Origin of the sequence: Microcystis sp. M015S2, assembly GCF_020245945.1 — a bacterium.
Classification (GTDB): Bacteria; Cyanobacteriota; Cyanobacteriia; order Cyanobacteriales; family Microcystaceae; genus Microcystis.
In genome coordinates this window covers 125,332-142,891 of sequence record NZ_JADBTX010000004.1, presented here as the reverse complement: position 1 = coordinate 142,891, position 17,560 = coordinate 125,332, and the positions used below count along the sequence as shown (strand labels likewise).

Annotated in this window: 16 protein-coding genes; 8 read left to right on the top strand and 8 right to left on the bottom strand. The window is 42.4% G+C overall.

Annotated features, from left to right (window positions below):
- Window positions 1-333: 333 nt before the first annotated feature.
- Both IM473_RS00910 and IM473_RS00905 read right to left on the bottom strand, forming a co-directional pair.
- Window positions 334-1,980, bottom strand: a complete 1,647-nt coding sequence (locus IM473_RS00910) for a DUF3685 domain-containing protein (RefSeq protein ID WP_287656982.1) — start codon at window positions 1,978-1,980, stop codon at window positions 334-336.
- Between the two features lie 58 nt (window positions 1,981-2,038).
- Window positions 2,039-2,479 (bottom strand): Fur family transcriptional regulator, encoded by a 441-nt coding sequence (locus IM473_RS00905; protein ID WP_287656981.1) that lies wholly within the window; start codon window positions 2,477-2,479, stop codon window positions 2,039-2,041.
- Window positions 2,480-2,688: 209 nt separating this feature from the next.
- Between IM473_RS00905 and IM473_RS00900 the strand changes: the two genes are divergently transcribed.
- Window positions 2,689-3,234: a PEP-CTERM sorting domain-containing protein gene (locus IM473_RS00900; RefSeq protein WP_287656980.1), complete on the top strand. Its 546-nt coding sequence runs from the start codon at window positions 2,689-2,691 to the stop codon at window positions 3,232-3,234.
- Between the two features lie 570 nt (window positions 3,235-3,804).
- Here the strand turns inward: IM473_RS00900 and IM473_RS00895 are convergent.
- Window positions 3,805-4,275, bottom strand: coding sequence for a DUF29 domain-containing protein (locus tag IM473_RS00895; protein WP_287656978.1), 471 nt, complete (start codon window positions 4,273-4,275; stop codon window positions 3,805-3,807).
- A 178-nt stretch (window positions 4,276-4,453) separates the two neighbouring features.
- On the opposite strand from IM473_RS00895, the gene IM473_RS00890 reads away from it, so the two are divergent.
- From IM473_RS00890 to recN, 3 genes are all read left to right on the top strand, one after another.
- Entirely contained in the window at window positions 4,454-5,512 is a 1,059-nt protein-coding gene (locus IM473_RS00890) for a DUF2157 domain-containing protein (protein ID WP_287656976.1), read from the top strand.
- 103 nt (window positions 5,513-5,615) lie between these two features.
- The gene (rppA, locus tag IM473_RS00885; RefSeq protein ID WP_287656975.1) at window positions 5,616-6,296 is read left to right on the top strand and encodes a two-component system response regulator RppA; all 681 of its coding nucleotides are present in this window, start codon (window positions 5,616-5,618) and stop codon (window positions 6,294-6,296) included.
- A gap of 50 nt (window positions 6,297-6,346) precedes the next feature.
- Window positions 6,347-8,074: a DNA repair protein RecN gene (gene recN, locus IM473_RS00880; protein ID WP_287656974.1), complete on the top strand. Its 1,728-nt coding sequence runs from the start codon at window positions 6,347-6,349 to the stop codon at window positions 8,072-8,074.
- A 3-nt stretch (window positions 8,075-8,077) separates the two neighbouring features.
- Here the strand turns inward: recN and IM473_RS00875 are convergent, their stop codons facing one another.
- Window positions 8,078-8,719: a Uma2 family endonuclease gene (locus IM473_RS00875; RefSeq protein ID WP_287690316.1), complete on the bottom strand. Its 642-nt coding sequence runs from the start codon at window positions 8,717-8,719 to the stop codon at window positions 8,078-8,080.
- Between the two features lie 121 nt (window positions 8,720-8,840).
- On the opposite strand from IM473_RS00875, the gene IM473_RS00870 reads away from it, so the two are divergent.
- The gene (locus IM473_RS00870) at window positions 8,841-10,007 is read left to right on the top strand and encodes an NAD(P)/FAD-dependent oxidoreductase (protein WP_287656968.1); all 1,167 of its coding nucleotides are present in this window, start codon (window positions 8,841-8,843) and stop codon (window positions 10,005-10,007) included.
- A 12-nt stretch (window positions 10,008-10,019) separates the two neighbouring features.
- Here IM473_RS00870 and IM473_RS00865 read toward each other — a convergent pair whose 3' ends face one another.
- On the bottom strand, window positions 10,020-10,295 hold the full coding sequence (locus tag IM473_RS00865) for a hypothetical protein (RefSeq protein WP_002768833.1): 276 nt from the start codon (window positions 10,293-10,295) through the stop codon (window positions 10,020-10,022).
- 302 nt (window positions 10,296-10,597) lie between these two features.
- On the opposite strand from IM473_RS00865, the gene cysS reads away from it, so the two are divergent.
- Window positions 10,598-12,040, top strand: a complete 1,443-nt coding sequence (gene cysS, locus IM473_RS00860; RefSeq protein ID WP_271935288.1) for a cysteine--tRNA ligase — start codon at window positions 10,598-10,600, stop codon at window positions 12,038-12,040.
- On the opposite strand, the gene IM473_RS00855 is transcribed toward cysS, so the two are convergent.
- Entirely contained in the window at window positions 12,023-13,552 is a 1,530-nt protein-coding gene (locus IM473_RS00855) for a glycine betaine ABC transporter substrate-binding protein (RefSeq protein ID WP_287656966.1), read from the bottom strand. The genes cysS and IM473_RS00855 overlap by 18 nt on opposite strands.
- Before the next feature lie 118 nt (window positions 13,553-13,670).
- On the opposite strand from IM473_RS00855, the gene IM473_RS00850 reads away from it, so the two are divergent.
- Window positions 13,671-14,675 (top strand): CHAD domain-containing protein, encoded by a 1,005-nt coding sequence (locus IM473_RS00850; RefSeq protein ID WP_287656964.1) that lies wholly within the window; start codon window positions 13,671-13,673, stop codon window positions 14,673-14,675.
- A gap of 12 nt (window positions 14,676-14,687) precedes the next feature.
- Window positions 14,688-16,121, top strand: coding sequence for a bifunctional orotidine-5'-phosphate decarboxylase/orotate phosphoribosyltransferase (locus tag IM473_RS00845; protein ID WP_287656962.1), 1,434 nt, complete (start codon window positions 14,688-14,690; stop codon window positions 16,119-16,121).
- A 146-nt stretch (window positions 16,122-16,267) separates the two neighbouring features.
- Here IM473_RS00845 and IM473_RS00840 read toward each other — a convergent pair whose 3' ends face one another.
- The gene (locus IM473_RS00840; protein ID WP_287656960.1) at window positions 16,268-16,564 is read right to left on the bottom strand and encodes a DUF1816 domain-containing protein; all 297 of its coding nucleotides are present in this window, start codon (window positions 16,562-16,564) and stop codon (window positions 16,268-16,270) included.
- A gap of 112 nt (window positions 16,565-16,676) precedes the next feature.
- On the bottom strand, window positions 16,677-17,543 hold the full coding sequence (rlmB, locus tag IM473_RS00835; RefSeq protein ID WP_287656958.1) for a 23S rRNA (guanosine(2251)-2'-O)-methyltransferase RlmB: 867 nt from the start codon (window positions 17,541-17,543) through the stop codon (window positions 16,677-16,679).
- Window positions 17,544-17,560 lie beyond the last annotated feature (17 nt).

Below are 17,560 nucleotides of genomic sequence, written 5' to 3'. Positions count from 1 at the left end.
ATCCCTAGCAAAACTAGGACAAAATTAACCCCTGAGGTACTCCCCCTTCGTCATCAATGTAGGTAATATCCTGATCGATATCTAGCCCCAGATAAACGACTATGGTACTGACAAATCAGACGGAGAAAAGGATGACAGTTCTTTCTATCGGGAAAAATCTCTGTACTCCTTGCTCAATCTAAAATCACTGGGCGAGAATGCCCACAACTCAGATGTAATGGTTACATGATAATCATACATACACTGCCCCTTCGATTGTCAATTACCCTACGCTATTCTTAAGGATTTTTTTTAGATTCGCCCAACTGAATTAGGACTTATCAAGGTAAATTCTCATAATTCCTTTTTACCTTTGACTTCCTGCCAAGTATTACCGACTCCCTGTAAAACCCCGCGAACTACTAAACCAATACCGCGACCGATAACTTGGATAAGAATATAGACTACTCCCTTACCCACCACCCGAAAAAAAGCGCGTAAACGAGGAGATAAAGAGTCTCTTAATTCTAAGGCGATCGAAACTAACCAGGGTATGCCTGTTAAACTGTTTAATTCTTCCTGTCGGGGGGAATAAATGGCTAGAGATTTGATTTGTCCCTCGCTATAGTGAAATAATTGATATTGACTTTCAAAGATATCTTTAGGTTCCTGCCAATATTGTTGTCGTCGGTATTTCCAAGATAGTTCATTGCGGATTTTAGCTAATTTTCTGGCGATGAGAAATTCTGAACGGTAAAGTTTTTGTTTGACTCTTTCCGATTCCGAGAAGTTATTGAGAATAATTACCGTCACTGCATTGGCAAGATTATGAATGAGATTTTGCAGCAGAATTTCGGCTCTGGCGATGGTTTCAGGAGCATTAGCTCGGTATTCTACTCCGTCAATCGTTAAACTATTTTCGTACACTAAATAGGAAAATAAGTCAAGAGTAAAAGGAATTTTATTGAGTATTTCTGTTTGAATTGCCTCTCTTTCTTCCAGAATAATTTCGTTAAGCCTACTTTTACTAATTTCATCATAAACCGAGGCATTAATTTCTAAAAATTTACGGGTAACTTTCTCCCAGATATCGTAAATAATCAGATTTAAGCGACTGGTTAATTCCCCGCAGCTAATCTGTAAATATCTCATCTCATCGACATTTTTACGAATTTCATCGAGAACTAAATACAATAATTCCCGTTGCCGATTATCCTGTAAAACATCAATTTCAAAACTGATCTTGGTTCTATTGATTAAAGGCGATCGAATAACTGCTAAAGTCGATTCAAAAACCGCCGAAACACAGAGGGGACGCTCGCGGCTTAAAATTGGTAATTCCCGATCGATATTGTTGATTATTACCTGGGGTGTGACTGAAGCTGAATTGTAATAGCTACCTTCGAGGGGAATTAGTTTTCTCACTAGCCATATTGCTGCTAAAAGTTCTCGTTTTCTTCCCTGCCAATAAAAGCGATCAAAGCCGGATAAAGACTGTTGATTAAGATGGAGATCAATTAAATGTAATTCACTTTCGATGCGATTTAATCCCGTTTTGCCCGCAGTGATTAACCAATGACTAGGGGCTAAACTTGCACGGGTAGCAATGGTGAGGGGAGAAGGGACAACATCGTGGGATTCATCCCGGGAAATTTGCCCTAAAATAGTGATAAATTGCTCTAAATTTGTGCCTTTGGGAATATAACCAGCAATGCCTAATTCTCTGGCGATTAGTTGCTGTCGGGAGTCGAGAGGAAAGGTTAATAAAACAATTTTACTTTCAGGATAGCGAGAGTGGAGAATTTCACAGTAAGACCAATCAAAGAGAGGATCAATAATAATAATTTCGGGGGACGGATTAAGAGTCAAAGCGAAAATTGTTTCTAAATCCCCTTCGGTGACGATAGTAATATTTTCTATCTGCGACAAGGCCTGCACCAGACCCAAGCGAAAAATCGGGTCATTATCGATGATAATTAGGGTGAGAGGGCGATCGATCACAAGAGTTGCAGCCTGTCAACGGATACTATTCACAGGGGCAATTATACAGTGATCTGGCTCATTTGTTTTGTTTATAGCCATAGAAATCGATGCGATAATCGGTAATTTTTACCCCCGTCGATGCCTCGATCTGTTTAATTAATTCCGGGGGAAGTTCGATATGCACATCGATTATTTGTTGACTGTCCAGACAATTGACGTGACTGTGGGAATCGCTGATGTTGCCGTAGAGTCTGCCGTCCCAGCGTTCCACAGATTCGATAATGCCTTGACCCGATAGAGCCTCTAGGTTTTGGTACACTGAGGTATGACCGATGTTTTTTCCTTGCAGATTGAGACGATCATAAATTTCTCGCGCTGATAGGTGTTCCTGCGCTTGCCACAGCAATTCTAAAATATAGCGACGCTGACGACTAACCCGCATTCCTAAAGTTTGACACCTTTCGATCGCATCTTCTAAACACCGGATCGGTTTTTGTTTTACCTCCACATTGTCCATAGTTGTATCCCTTGACCTCCGCCCTAATACATACTCATTACCAGTTTAGCTTAGTCTTTCGATCGATGTCCACATTGTCCCAGTTTTTAGCCAATCCTCTTGAAAAATATTTTGGTCGTCTTTAGACTTAGGGGGTACATTAATTTATTTCCAAGGCCATGGCCACCAAATCGCCAAAATTATTCGAGTCATTGCGGTCATAGACCGCAATGACTGTCACTACTGTTAGCCTCACTCTGGCCGCTGCTTCTAGTGCTAGTGCCGCCACAGTGTTCGGTTTCCAAGATGCCTACGCTCCCATTAATTGGACATTTGCCAATAGTAATGCCGACGGGTTCGTCGATACCACCGGCGCTCCCGCTTCCATTAGCCTGACTGGGGGGGACAATGGTTCTGGCACTTTTGGAACCACAGACTACACCACCACTGCGGCTGCGGCTGGGACGGTGACGTTTGATTGGAACTACTCGACTCCTGATGCGCCTTTCTGGGATCCCTTTGGCTATCTGCTCAACGGCAGCTTCACCCAAGTAACTGATAATTGGGGAGGTGTTGTCCAAAACGGGACATCGACGTTTAACGTCCTAGCTGGCGACAGTTTCGGTTTCCGTATTTTCACTGTGGACAACATTGTTGGACGGGGCAGTGTGACGATTTCTAACTTTTCGGCCCCTATTCCCGAACCGTCAGCTGTGCTGAGTTTGCTGGTGCTAGGAGGCTTAGGCGCTGGACTGAAGTACCTTAAGCGCAATTGATTTGACCTAACCCCCCAACCCCTTACCTACAGGTTACAGGTAAGGGTTTTTTTGTCAATACTCAAGACTATTTCTCGATCCACATTACACAATTCTGGCTTTAAGTCAATAGCCTTTACAAAACTTAAAAAATTGTCACATAAAGAAATGTCACCATTAGGGGCTTTTTTTGGGCAAGAGAATCAACACAGTCCCCTGATTGTCTTGGTTTTCCGTTGATTTAAGGTTTAATGCTTAAACTAAGCCCACAGCATACCACGATCATACCATATTATTAAATCTAGGCAACCCCGATTTACAGCTAAATTTTGGCAAATTCTGGGAAAATCAAAATCTTGTAACTTACTTGTTACATTGAACTAATCGCCCCAAATATTTAAATATTTTAATTATTTACCTTAAATTTATAATTTTTACTTATTTTTGAAGGCTGATTAACTAGGGTTGGGCAAAAAAGCTTGTAAGCTCTATTTAAAGTCAGTCGAATCGGTTAGTATCGGGAGACAGATGTGACTTGTATAGTTTCCCAGTTTTTGAGATTTGAAGACTTTTTAGCAGCATTTTGAATTATCAGCCATAGAAATCTTCGTCAAGAATTTGTTCTAAGGAAAAAGGACAGTCTAGGGGATAGGTTTCCTCTGGAGGAATCGCAATGCCAAAGTCAGCCAATTTACTTTCCTTGATGGCAATTTTACGACCTTTAGGATAGGTTTTATCGATGGCGATTGCTAGATGAGATTTCAAAGAAGGGGTGTTTTCTAGTAAGGCGATAACTCGTTCTCTGTGTTCGACAATGGAGCTATACCAGCTAGATTTTATGCTTTCAGGGGCGGAGGATTGTACTTGTAATTTCAGTAAATGAGCCAGCAAAATCATTAAATTTCCTTCCAAGGCATTTTTATCTGATTTACCCAATTCTTTCAACTCCTCAACCAAATGAGATACATCTAATGCCTGAAAATCTCCTTGTTCCAACTGACCTATTGTTGTGATCAGCCATAATTGAAAATCTTGTTCATAGAGTTCTGATTTAGTTATCATAATTGCTTCGATAATAGTTAATCTAGACTGAATTATACTCTATTTTGCAGATTTCGGATGTTGCAATCGGTAAATGTTAAGTTTTACTACAGGATTTAACATCTGCGCCTATGCCCTATTCCCTTATCCTTAGGATAAGCGGTTAAAATACATCTTAGCTTAAGGACTAGAGAATGTTATGAGACTAGAAAGAGAAGATTTTGATTGGGCGGTACAACAAAACCTAATTACTGCCAGCCAAGCTGAAAATTTATGGACGGCTTTTTTATCCCGTTATCCCCAAGAAGATGAAGTTAATCGCCCTCGCTTTAATTTTGCCAATGTGGCCTATTATTTTGGGGCATTAATTGTTATTTCCGCCCTGGGGTGGTTTATGAACGAAGCTTGGGAGAGTTTCGGCGGTGCAGGCCTATTTTTTATCGCCCTGATTTATGCAGTTTGTTTTATTTTTACGGGAAAAAATCTCTATTTTCAGCAAAACCTCAAAATCCCCGGCGGCCTTTTATTCACTATGGCAGTGGCAATGACTCCCTTAGCAATCTATGGTTTACAACGCTGGACAGGATACTGGCAAGCTGGATATCCGGGCATCTATCGAGATTTCCATATATGGATTAAAGGTAGTTGGTTTTTAATGGAATTAGGCACGATTATCGCAGGATTAATAACCTTGAGATTTGTTAAATTTCCCTTTTTAACTGCACCGATCGCTTTTAGTCTGTGGTATATGTCAATGGACTTAACCTCTTTACTATTTGGAGAGAACGAATATACATGGAGACTGCGACTGTGGGTATCCTTTTGGTTTGGAATTGCCTGTTTAATAACTGCCTATTTAATTGATGTACGTCAGCGTCGCAGTCGGGGAGATTTTGCTTTTTGGCTATACCTATTCGGATTAATTATGTTTTGGTTTAGTCTATCTCTCCTCATCGATGATAATGAAGCGCAACGATTTTTGTACTGTCTAATTAACTTGGGATTGATGTTATTATCCGTCCTGCTAAAAAGAAGATTATTTGTGGTTTTCGGAGGGATCGGAGTATTTGGCTATCTTTCCTATCTCTCCTATCGTCTCTTTGCCGATTCAATTTTTTTTCCCTTTGCCCTAACCGTCCTAGGACTTGGTATTATCTATATGGGAGTTTTATATCAGCGTCATTACCCAACCCTAGCTAGATTTATTGAAAGTTATATCCCTCTCGAATGGCGCAATTTATTACCCAAAGATCGATAATTAGGAGAAATGGGGATATGGGGAAATGGGGAGATTCAACTAAAAAACCCCAAAACCCCAACACCCCAACACCCCAACACCCGACACCATCTTTTTTACTTTTATGAAAATACTTATTGTTGACGATGAAAAAGAATTAACCGAACCCTTAGAACAAATTCTTGCTCAAGAAGGCTATGAAGTTGATATTGCTGATAATGGTCGGACGGGTTTAGAATTGGCACAAGAGAATAATTATGACCTCTTAATTCTCGATTGGATGTTACCCCAGCAATCCGGATTACAAATCTGTCAATATTTACGCAATCAAGGGGACACCACTCCCGTTTTGTTTCTAACCGCTAAGGATACCATAGACGATCGAGTGGCGGGATTAGATGCCGGTGCTGATGATTATTTAGTCAAACCCTTTCAACTGCGAGAATTATTAGCGAGAGTCCGCGCTTTATTGCGTCGTTCTCCCAATTTTGAAGCTAGTAATAGCAGTAAACTAAAATCTGCTGATTTGGAACTCGATAGCGAAAATCAAGTGGCCTATCGTCACGGTCGCACGATCAGTTTATCAGCAAAAGAAGTACAATTGTTGACTTTATTTATGACCCATCCTGGTCAACTTCTCACCCATGAACAAATTTATCAGCATCTCTGGTCAGAAGGAGAGCAACCTAATAGTAATGTGGTTCCTGCCCTGATGCGTTTGCTGCGTCGTAAAATCGAAGCGGCCGGAGAAACACCTCTAATTAATACTGTCTATGGGAAGGGCTACCGTTTCGGGGACAATTAGGGGATGCTGAAGGATAATAAGAATAGCAACTGATTACTGATTACCGATATATGTTATCCTGCCTACAAATTCACAATTTTACCCTCATCGATCGCTTAGAATTAACTTTCGGCAGCGGATTAAATGTACTGACCGGTGAGACGGGGGCAGGAAAATCAATTATATTAGATGCGATCGATATTGTTCTCGGTGGTAAAGTCAATCATCGCGTCATCCGTCAGGGAAGCCAACAATCAACCCTAGAAGCGACTTTTTCTCTGACTCCAGAATTAATTGCTTGGCTAGAAAGTCAGGAAATTGACCTATTAGAGGATAATAGTCTGACCATCAGCCGGGAATTAGTGATTACTAATAATTCCTTGCGTTCTCGCTCTCGGATTAACGGAGTCGTCGCTAATCGCCAACAAATGGCGCAAATAAGAGATTTTTTGGTAGAAATCACCGCTCAAGGTCAAACAGTTCAGTTAATGGACGCTAATCGACAGAGGGAATTATTAGATCTCTACGGGGGTGAATCCCTGCTGCTGCAGCGGGAAAAAGTAGTCACAGCCTACGCTAACTGGCAAGAAAGCAAGAATATTTTCAATAATAGATTGCAATCGGAACAAAATCGCCTACAGAGATTAGATTTATTAGAATATCAACTAAAAGAACTAGAATCAGCTAATTTAACTGACGCTAACGAGTTGGAACAGTTAGAACAGGAAAGAAACCGACTCTCCCACGGTGTCGATTTGCAAAATTCCAGTTATCAAGTCTATCAACTACTCTACCAAAACGATCGCGATCAACCGGCCGTCGCCGATTTGTTAGGAAAAGCTGAAAATATTTTGACAAATATGATGGTTTATGATACAAGTTTAGAGCCAATTTTAGAGATGGTGCGATCGGCATTAAATCAGGTGGTAGAAGCGGGACAGGAAATCAACGTTTATGGGGATAGTCTAGAGGCAGATCCCGAGAGATTGAACGAGATAGAAGAGAGAATTGTCCAACTTAAGCGCATTTGTCGCAAATATGGCCCAAGTTTAGCCGAAGCGATCGATTATTATCAGAAATTACAGCAGGAATTAGCGGAGTTGACGGGAGAAGGACAATCGATTGAGGAATTAGAAAAAATTTGTCAGCAACAGGAAAAAATCTATCAAGAAACTAGCACCCAGTTGACCTTTTTGCGACAAGAAACCGCTAGTCAACTAGAAAAACAATTGGTACAGGAATTAAAACCTTTAGCCATGGAAAAGGTGATTTTTGTCTGTCGGATTGCCCCGGGTAATCCTAGCAGTCTGGGAGTCGATCAAGTGGTATTTTATTTTAGTCCCAATCCGGGGGAAAAAATCCAACCTTTATCCAGTACCGCTTCCGGAGGAGAAATGAGTCGTTTTCTCCTCGCGTTAAAGTCCTGTTTTTCCCAATCTCAATCGGCAGCGGCAACCCTAATTTTTGACGAGATTGATGCGGGAGTATCGGGAAAAGTTGCCCAGGCAATTGCCGATAAATTAGATCAATTAGGTCAACAATATCAGGTTTTATGCGTCACTCATCAACCCTTAGTGGCTGCTTTAGCTGATCACCATTTTCGAGTTTATAAACAAATGATTGCCGAAGATAATCCCACTAATCTCTCGGAAATTCGCACGGTTGTCCGGGTTACTTCTCTCGATAATCGTCAGACGAGAAGGGAAGAATTGGCACAATTAACGGGAGGAAATTCGGCAGCAGATGCCCTCGCTTTTGCCGAGTCTTTATTGGAGAAAGCGGCTGCCAAAAAACAGTAAGATTTAACCTTGAAATTGACTGATTAACCAACGTCCCACCTGACTTTGATCTCTGGTGCGTGCCTGTTGTAAAGCTGATTCTAAAACCGCAAGTTTTAAATTAGGTAAAACCTTTGATATATCAATTCTTTTGCTACCTCGATCGATTATTTCAAAGGCGAATATTTGAGGATCATCTACCTTAACACTCCAGTATTCACTAACCCCTAATTCTTCATAGAGTAAGCGTTTATTGCCTAGATCATCATTGAGGGTAGATTTTGAGATTTCAATGACTAAATCTGGTGGGGGATACTGATTTAAATCAATAATCGAAGTCCCATTTGGTATCAGATTCGCTTTTTCTCCTAGATAGTAAGATATATCTGGCTGCACTTCTCTAATTCCTCTTTTACGATAAGAACAAGTGGGGAGTCCTTGAAAAGGAATTTCTTTGAGGATAGCGTAGAGACTCACCCCCAAAAAGACAACGTGATGATCTCTAGCGTGTTCAAATCCAATAGGAGTCATTTCTAATCGATAATAGCCATTGTAATAATAACTTTTGCCTTGATTTTCTGGGAAGTTGTTAATCGCTGCTAGGTATTCTTCCCAACTACCTTTAATCCATGAGTCAGTTATCCCCCTAGTTTCTAACTGTTTCATAGTTATCCGATCCCGCCTTTAACATTTTCTGTAATTATAGCAATTATTGCTCAAATCAGAACCAGGGAACCGAGCAAGTATAATGATAGAATAGGTTAATCGAGGAAAAATTAGCCCAATTATGACCACAACTTATGATTATATAATTATCGGTGGTGGTATCACCGGTTCCGCCTTAAGTTATGAACTAGCCAATCTAGGCAGTCGAGTCCTCTTATTAGAAAAAGAAACCCATCCCCTCAACGCCACTTTCTACAGTTACGGGGGTTTAGCCTATTGGTCGGCCACCACAGAAATCCAGAGAAAATTATATCAAGAAGGTCGAGAAATTCAGCGCAATTTATCGCAGGAATTGGGCATAGATAACGAATACCGGGACCTAGAGCTAATTCTCACCGTTAACCCCGAAGATGATCCAGCCACTGTGGCCGAAAAATTTGCTATCTTTGCTATTACCCCCGAAATTCTCGATCCGCAAGCAGCGATCGCTTTAGAACCCCTATTAAATCCCGCTGCTATCTCCGGAGCTTTACGACTGCCCCACGGTCACATCAACGCCGAAAAAACTAATCTTGCCTATCAACAAGCTTTTCTGCGTCTGGGAGGCACGATTATTCGGGAAGCTGTCATCGAATTAATTGAAACTGCATCGAGAATTACCGGCGTAAAAACTCCTAAAAATAATTATCATGCTGGGGAAACTATTGTCTGTGCGGGGGGATTAACCCGGTCTTTACTGCAAAAATCTGGTATTGCTGCTCCCGTCTATTTTACCCATGCCCAGGTGATCAAAATTCCCCCCACTGAGATCAAATTAAACACCCTAGTTATGCCCGCAATTGCTGCTAGATTGCTATTAGAGCAAAAAATCACCCAACTAGAAAAGCAGGGCATTTGGCAGAGAGAAACCCCAGAAATAATTGCCAGTGTTTTAGAAACGGGAGCGGTACAATTCCGGGATCAAAGTCTTTATCTAGGGCAAATTAGCGCCATTATCACCGATCCAGGCGCGATTTTAAACCCTCTGGCGGGGGAAAAAGCAATACGCGCCGCCGTGGGGACATTGCTGCCCTCTTTAGCCTCTCTCCCCGGCAGCTGTCATCATTGCCTAGTGGCCTTTGCCCCCTCGGGACGGCCCCTAGTGGGAGCGATCGCAGATAAAGTGGGATTGCAGGTATTTTCTGGTTTTACCAGTACACTCGTATCGGCTCCGCCCCTGGCCCGACGTTTTGCGCGTCATCTGCTCGGGGAAAATGACGAGATAATTACGAGAGAAATTAACCGATAGTTGCAATTAATCCTAATCGACTTTTTCCAACTGCCAAAGAATTTGGTTTCCCTCGCGTCTGACCCGGGAGATTACCCAATTTCGCCACGGCCAATGGTCGCCGCGACTGGTAACGGCACCTGGATTAATATCCATTAAATCGGCCACTTCGGCGCTGGTAATCAAATAACCGCGATTGGCCACTTCATCGGCAATGCGTAGGGTTTCGATGAGATTTCTTAGCTGGTCAACTCTTTCTCCCCGGGGTAATTGGATTTCATCGCCAGCGCTATTAGGTGGTTCATTCATAGTTAGGGTCTGGTCAAAGTTTATTAACAATTAAAAATTGTCGGTTGAGGCAAACAATCAAGCTTTCCTCTCGTTATTCTATCGATTCTATCAATAATAGTTGTCATCAAAACAGTCCTATCTCCTCGAATCTTACCGTCATATCTTTACTAAAACCCTAAAAACCTCTTGACAAAAAACACAAAGTATAGTAACGAAATTCAGGGAACGGGGAAAGTGGTTAGCGGTAACTGATAACTGATCACTGATAACTGCTATAAAATTGGACTAGCCTTTTTCCCCAGAAAAAAAATTCCCCCTCCATGACCTTAATCCTCTACAACACCCTCAGTCGTCGCGAAGAACCCTTTACCCCCCTCATCCCCGGCATGGTCTCCATGTATTGCTGCGGCATTACCGTCTATGATTATTGCCATTTGGGTCATGCGCGTACCTGTGTGGTTTGGGATGTGGTGCGGCGTTATTTAGAGTATCTCGGTTATAAAGTGCGCTATATTCAGAATTTCACCGATATTGACGATAAAATTCTCAATCGGGCTAAAAATGAACATACCACCATGGCGGCCGTGGCCGAGAGATTTATCGAGGCCTACTTTGAGGATATGGCAAAATTAGGAGTCAGACCGGCGGACGCTTATCCCCGGGCCACTCATACCCTCGACGGTATCAAGCGCCTAGTCTATGAATTAGAACAAAAAGGCTATGCTTACCCCAGCGATGGCGATGTTTACTACTCCGTCCGTCGTTTTTCTGATTATGGCAAACTATCAGGGCGAAAACTGGATGATTTGCAAGCTGGGGCCAGCGGCCGGGTAGAAACCGACGACCCGGAAGCAATTAAAAAACAAGACCCCTTTGATTTTGCCCTCTGGAAAGGGGCAAAACCGGGGGAACCTAGTTGGGATTCTCCCTGGGGCCAAGGTCGTCCGGGGTGGCATATTGAATGTTCGGCCATGGTCAAAGAACAATTGGGAGAAACTATCGATATTCATGTGGGGGGAAGTGATCTAATTTTTCCCCACCACGAAAACGAAATTGCCCAAAGTGAAGCGGCTACGGGTAAACCTCTGGCCCACTATTGGTTACATAATGGCATGGTTAAGGTGGCTGGGGAAAAAATGTCGAAATCCCTCGGTAATTTCATCACTATTCGCGAGTTATTGGCAAAATATGACCCCTTAGCCGTGAGATTATTAATTTTAGGCGCCCAATACCGCAAACCGATCGATTTTTCCGATGAGGGATTGCAGGCGGCCACTAATGGCTGGCATACTTTACAAGAGGGTTTATCCTTTGGTTATAAGCATCTTCCGCCAGATAATCCCGCAATTACTGACCAAGAGCTAGAAAATCGCTTTCAAGAGGCGGTAAATCACGATTTTAACTTTGCCGGTGGTTTAGCGGTGTTATTTGAAATCGCTAAGGAATTACGCAAGGAGGGTAATAATTTAACCCATGCGGGTAAGACGGACAGCAATCTGGCCCAATTAGCGGTAAAATGGCATACTTTGGTGAAATTGTCTAGGGTTTTGGGCTTAGAAATGGCCGCTGACCAGGGAGAAACCCCTGTTTCTGAGGGAATTAGTGCAGCGGATATCGAAAATCTCATCCAACAACGGACAGAGGCGAAAAAAGCGAAAAATTACGCCGAAAGCGATCGCATTCGAGCAGAATTAAAAGCCCAAGGCATTACTTTAATCGATCAACCCGGGGGAGTGACTAAATGGTTAAGAGAGGGAGACTAGAAATTCTTTAACCACTTCCTCCACCCTGCGATCGCGGCCATCCACCTGATAGTTTAATTTCTGCATAGCTGTGGAGGTAATTTTGCCAGTGAGTTTAGCTAAAACCTGTCGCAATTGCGGATATTTTTGCAAACTATCCCGGTTAAAAATCGGTACCGCTTCGTAGGGAGGAAAATAGCGTTGATCATCTTCTAGGATGACTAAATCTAGCACGGGAATTAAGCCATCGGTGGAATTTCCCGCCACTAAATCCACCTGTTTTTCGGCTAAAGCGCGGTACATTAACCCTAAATCCATCACTTTCGGGGGTCCGGCAAAAGTTAGACCATAGGTCTTCGCTAATCCCTTGTAACCGTCTTCCCTTTCCAAGAATTCATAACCAAAACCCGCTTGCCAATTGGGGGTATATTTAGCCACTTGCGAGAGAGTTTTCAGATTGTATTGACTGGCGGTTTCTCCCCGGATAACAATGGCGAAAGTATTCTCGAATCCTAAACTGGGAAAGACTTCTAGATTAAATTTTTCTGGATAAATCTCTTGCAGCTTTTCAAAGACTAATCGGGCATCGTTAAGGGGTTTTTCCTGCAAAATTCCCGTGAAAGCCGTGCCAGAATACTCCACATAACCATCGATTTTACCCGCTTTCACCGCTTCATGACAGATCAGAGTACCACCGAGATTAAATTGACGTTCAACCCGTAAATTCGTCTCTTTTTCGATTTCCTGTGCCAAAATTTCCCCTAAAATCACCTGTTCGGTAAAATTTTTGGAACCGATCACCACGGTGCCGGGGGATGAATGGAAAATTTGAGTCAAGAGGAAAGATAGCAAGGCCAACCCGATTAAACCTAAGCCCCATTGCCATTTAGAGGGCTTTTTCGGACGTTGCGAAGGGGAAAAGGTCTTTTCTAGCCGACCGAGACTCCAATCGGCAACAAGGGCTAAAAAAGCGGCAGGAATTGCCCCCGCCAAAATTAACTGATTGTTGACCGTGGCAATACCGCGAAAAATAAACACTCCCAAACCACCGCCACCGATGGCAGCTGCGATCGTAGCCACACCGATAGCAATCACCGTGGCAATTCTCACTCCTGCCAAAATTGTCGCCCTGGCCAGGGGTAATTCGATATAGCGCAGGATTTGACCGTCGGTCATGCCTAGGGATAACCCGGCTAATTTTAATTCGGGATCAACTTTTTTGATGCCCAGATAGGTATTTAAAACAATTGGCAGTAAAGTATAGAGAGTTAGGGCAACAATAGCGGGAATTTTGCCGATTCCTCCCAAAAAAGGCACGGAAATTAAAAAACCAAATAGGGCTAAACTGGGGATAGTCTGTAGGGTGTTAACGATCGCTATAATCGGTTGAGCGAGAATAGCTTGACGACTAATTAAAATACCTAGAGGAATACCGATTAAGCTACCCATAGCCATGGCTATTCCCGTCAAGAAAAGATGCTCTCCAGTGCGAAAAGCGATTTCCCCCGCATAATCTAGCCAAAAACTATCCATAAACTTCTCTTAAAGCTGCTGCTTCATCCTATTGTATAGAATAAATGGGATCTATTAGTTCCAGTCTTTATTTAAAGATTCTATCATCATCTTGACATTATTTCCTCCCTAAAGACAAATGACTAACAAATTTAATCCTCGGGCTAAAACTGTTGCCGATTGGGCCTATATCGGTATTGATAAACATTTTCATAAAGTTCTTAAACATGAAGTTGGGGTTTTACTCGATCAGGATACGGAAGAATTACATCAAATTCGGGTGGGAATGCGTCGTCTTCGCAGTACCTTAACCGGTTTTGCCCCCGCTTTAACCATGCCGAAATCTGCCGATCAAAAACGGGTGGGTAATCTGGGCAGAATTTTAGGAGAATTGCGGGATTTAGATGTGTTAAAATCGGCTTTTGTCGGCCATTATCAGCCAATTTTACCCCCGAAAGAACAGGATTTACTGAAGAAAGTTTTACAAGTTCTCGAAGGCCAAAGAAAGAAGGCTTTTACTAAGGTAGAAAAACTCTTAAAGTCCGATAAATTTCTCAATTTTAAGGCAGATTTTGCCAGTTGGTTGGATAATCCTACCTATCAACCGATTGGAAAATTAGATATTGCCACAGTTTTACCGGACTTATTATTACCGCAAGCAAGTCGCTTTTTACTCCATGAAGGCTGGTTAGTTGGGGTAAATTTAGAGGAAGATCAAAAAGTAAGAGAGTTTTCTAGTCAAGAAATTGATGACTTATTGGAAAAAGAAGGATTATTACTGCACGATCTCCGCAAAGAAGCCAAGCGTTCCCGCTATAATATGGAGTTATTCACTCACTTTTATGGCGACAAATATCAAGAGTATCTAGAAGATATTAAAAACCTTCAAAGTATTCTCGGAGAAATGCAGGATTGTTGTGTTCTCTCGGCTTTTCTTAGCCAAATTTTCCCTAATTGTCTTGCCAAGGAAATGCCCACCTTACTAGAAATTTTCCGAAATATCCGTCACCAAAAATGGCAAGAATGGCAACCGCTACAAAAGAAATTCCTTGACGCTGACACCAGAAAAAGTCTGCACGAGACAATTTTACAGCCTATTTTTCGACCAAATAGTGTAGAATTAGGAACTAATCCAGAATCCTGAGATTAGGAACCGATGAATTTTTTTCAAAAGTTAAACCACGCCATTAGTCAAAACCAGACTCTACTTGTCCTCGGTTTAGATGCTAACCCCGAAATGATGCCCCCCACCCCGGGAGAATTAATCGTTAATTTAGAACGGTGGCTCAAGTTTATTATCGATGAAACTGCCCCTTTTGTCTGTGCCTACAAACCAACTTTAGGCTTTTATCAAGCTTTGGGAGCGGCAGGGTTAGAATTATTACAGCGAATTTTAACGGCAATTCCCGCTCATATCCCGGTAATTTTGGATGCTAAACACGGTGATATTAATACTAGCAGTATTTTAGCCGAGACTATCTTTAAAACTTGGCAGGTGGACGCGGTTACTCTCAATCCCTACTCCGGACAGGATCACGTTGCTCCTTTTTTAGTTTACCCCGAGCATGGCGCTTTTATCCTCTGTCATACTTCCAATCAAGGCGCGATTAATCTGCAAGAATTCCCCAGTCGCGACAATCCTTTTTATCTGCAAGTTGTCAAAGAAGCTTGCACTTGGGGAACTCCCGAACAAGTATTTTTAGAAGTGGGAACCACTCAACCGGAGATATTGAAAAAGATTCGCAATTTTGCCCCCGAAAGATTGATTTTATTACGCAGTATTTGGGAAGACAAAAGTAAATTCTCCGAGTTAATTACTGTGGGTTTAAATAGTCATGGCGAGGGTTTATTAATTCCTGTACCCCAAGACTTTTTATCTCAACCCGATTTGGGGGCAAAAGTCAAGGATTTACGCGAGGAAGTCAACAAAATTCAACAAAATCACCAGCAAGAATCAAGCGGAGATGAGACTTGGACTGCTAACGTTTGTCTTTTAAAACAACATCCTCATCAGGATTTAATTCTACAATTATTTGATATTGGCTGCTTGATGTTTGGCGATTATGTGCAAGCATCGGGAGAAACTTTTTCCTATTATATTGATCTCAGAAAAATTATCTCTAATCCTAATATTTTTCAGCAGGTAATTGAAGCCTATGGAGAAATATTAAAAACCTTGACATTTGACCGCATTGCTGGTATTCCCTACGGCTCTTTACCGACAGCTACGGGTTTATCTTTATTATTAAATCATCCGATGATTTTCCCCCGCAAAGAAGTAAAAGCTCACGGCACAAGAAGAGTAATTGAAGGTAATTTTCAAGTGGGGGAAACTGTGGTAGTGGTGGACGATATTTTAATTTCTGGCAAAAGTGCGATCGAGGGGGCAGCAAAGATTAAATCGGCGGGATTATTAGTTAATGATATCGTGGTTTTTATCGACCATGGTGGTCCCGTTAAAGATAAACTTCGTAGTCATGGTTATCAACCTTATTCGGTTTTAACCCTGGCAGAAATTACCGATACTCTCTACGAAGCGGGAAGACTGACAGAAGCAGAATATAGCTGTTTTTTAAATCGATCCCATTGATATTTAGCCATCAGTTATCAGTTATCAGTTACCAGTTATCGGTATTAAGTGTGCATTATTAAAAGGCAGCTTTCCGCTGTCTTTTCACTGATTACTGTTTACTGTTTACTGATCACTGATTACTGATTACCGATCACTGAAAGTCGTTAAGAAGCTTGACTGCGTAATACCTTTAGGGTATTCAGGAGCTTGCTTTCTTCTTTTTCCTCAAAAATAGTTAAATCTTCGGGTTTACAACGTTTTATATGCAATTTAATTCCCTGCGCTCCTTCTGTTTTCAAATCTTCTTCGTAACCAGCTTGAGCGACTTCAGCCTCGTCTTTAGCGAGAAAAGGACCGAAATAATAAGTACATCTGGGATAGTCGGTTTTAATCTCGACCCAGTAGGCTAATCCGAACATTTCCAGTAAGCTAATCAAAAATTCTTTCATTTCGTTCCCCATCTAAATCTACTCTGGTGGTTTTGTTACGTTCGTTTACATTTCGCAAACTTCCTTCCTATTTTATTTATACTTTCTCCTTTTGGCTATTGGGAGTGTCGAAAAATACAGATTTTCAGTCGGGGGAATTTTGCCAGCGTTGACGGTAAACTTCATAAAGAGCCATAGCCGCCGCCACCGAAGCATTGAGACTGGGGGTTTTGCCTGCCAAGGGGATAGATACCAACTCATCGCAGGACTTTTGGGTCAACAGACTCAACCCCTCTCCCTCCGAACCTATGACCAATCCTATCGCGCCCGTTAAATTGATTGTGTGTAAAGATTTACCAGTTTTTGCCGCCGTGCCGTAGAGCCAAAAACCGGCCGCTTTTAATTCTTCTAAAGCACGATTGAGATTAACCACCCTAGCCACAGGTAAATATTCCAAGGCCCCCGCCGCCACTTTCATCACCGTCGATGTCACCCCGGCGGCGCGACGTTGGGGAATAACTACCCCCTGACAACCCATGGCTTCGGCGGTGCGAATAATTGCCCCAAGGTTATGGGGATCCGTAATACCTTCAGCGATGACGATGACGGGGTGGCGACTTTTGCCCTTAGCTTTCTCGATCAGATCGGCTAATTCTATATACTCATAGGGAGACATCTGGGCGGCGATCCCCTGATGATTGGCCTTATTGGTAATCTGATCGAGACGCAGATCATCCACCTCATCAATTACCGTGCCGTTGGCTTTGGCTTTTTCTAAGAGGGTATGATAACGGGGATCATAACGGAGTCGATTGACTACCCAAATCCGATTCAGTTGGCGCTCCTCCTCCATGGCCGTTAAAACCACCCGGCGACCGTAGAGCAGATCATCAGCTTCTTGGTTTTCTGGAGTTACTGCCGGGGATTTAGCCAGAATTGGCCCGGTTTTCGGCCGCGAGGGCCGGCGAAAATTACTATTATCGGACTTGCCACGAAATGGTCGATCGCTCATGATTGGATGGATTAATA

Coding starts and splice junctions, on each gene's coding strand:
- IM473_RS00905 (WP_287656981.1), bottom strand. CDS start 2,479: ATGGACAATGTGGAGGTAAAACAAAAACCGATCCGGTGTTTAGAAGAT.
- IM473_RS00900 (WP_287656980.1), top strand. CDS start 2,689: ATGACTGTCACTACTGTTAGCCTCACTCTGGCCGCTGCTTCTAGTGCT.
- IM473_RS00895 (WP_287656978.1), bottom strand. CDS start 4,275: ATGATAACTAAATCAGAACTCTATGAACAAGATTTTCAATTATGGCTG.
- IM473_RS00890 (WP_287656976.1), top strand. CDS start 4,454: ATGAGACTAGAAAGAGAAGATTTTGATTGGGCGGTACAACAAAACCTA.
- rppA (WP_287656975.1), top strand. CDS start 5,616: ATGAAAATACTTATTGTTGACGATGAAAAAGAATTAACCGAACCCTTA.
- recN (WP_287656974.1), top strand. CDS start 6,347: ATGTTATCCTGCCTACAAATTCACAATTTTACCCTCATCGATCGCTTA.
- IM473_RS00875 (WP_287690316.1), bottom strand. CDS start 8,719: ATGAAACAGTTAGAAACTAGGGGGATAACTGACTCATGGATTAAAGGT.
- IM473_RS00870 (WP_287656968.1), top strand. CDS start 8,841: ATGACCACAACTTATGATTATATAATTATCGGTGGTGGTATCACCGGT.
- IM473_RS00865 (WP_002768833.1), bottom strand. CDS start 10,295: ATGAATGAACCACCTAATAGCGCTGGCGATGAAATCCAATTACCCCGG.
- cysS (WP_271935288.1), top strand. CDS start 10,598: ATGACCTTAATCCTCTACAACACCCTCAGTCGTCGCGAAGAACCCTTT.
- IM473_RS00855 (WP_287656966.1), bottom strand. CDS start 13,552: ATGGATAGTTTTTGGCTAGATTATGCGGGGGAAATCGCTTTTCGCACT.
- IM473_RS00850 (WP_287656964.1), top strand. CDS start 13,671: ATGACTAACAAATTTAATCCTCGGGCTAAAACTGTTGCCGATTGGGCC.
- IM473_RS00845 (WP_287656962.1), top strand. CDS start 14,688: ATGAATTTTTTTCAAAAGTTAAACCACGCCATTAGTCAAAACCAGACT.
- IM473_RS00840 (WP_287656960.1), bottom strand. CDS start 16,564: ATGGGGAACGAAATGAAAGAATTTTTGATTAGCTTACTGGAAATGTTC.
- rlmB (WP_287656958.1), bottom strand. CDS start 17,543: ATGAGCGATCGACCATTTCGTGGCAAGTCCGATAATAGTAATTTTCGC.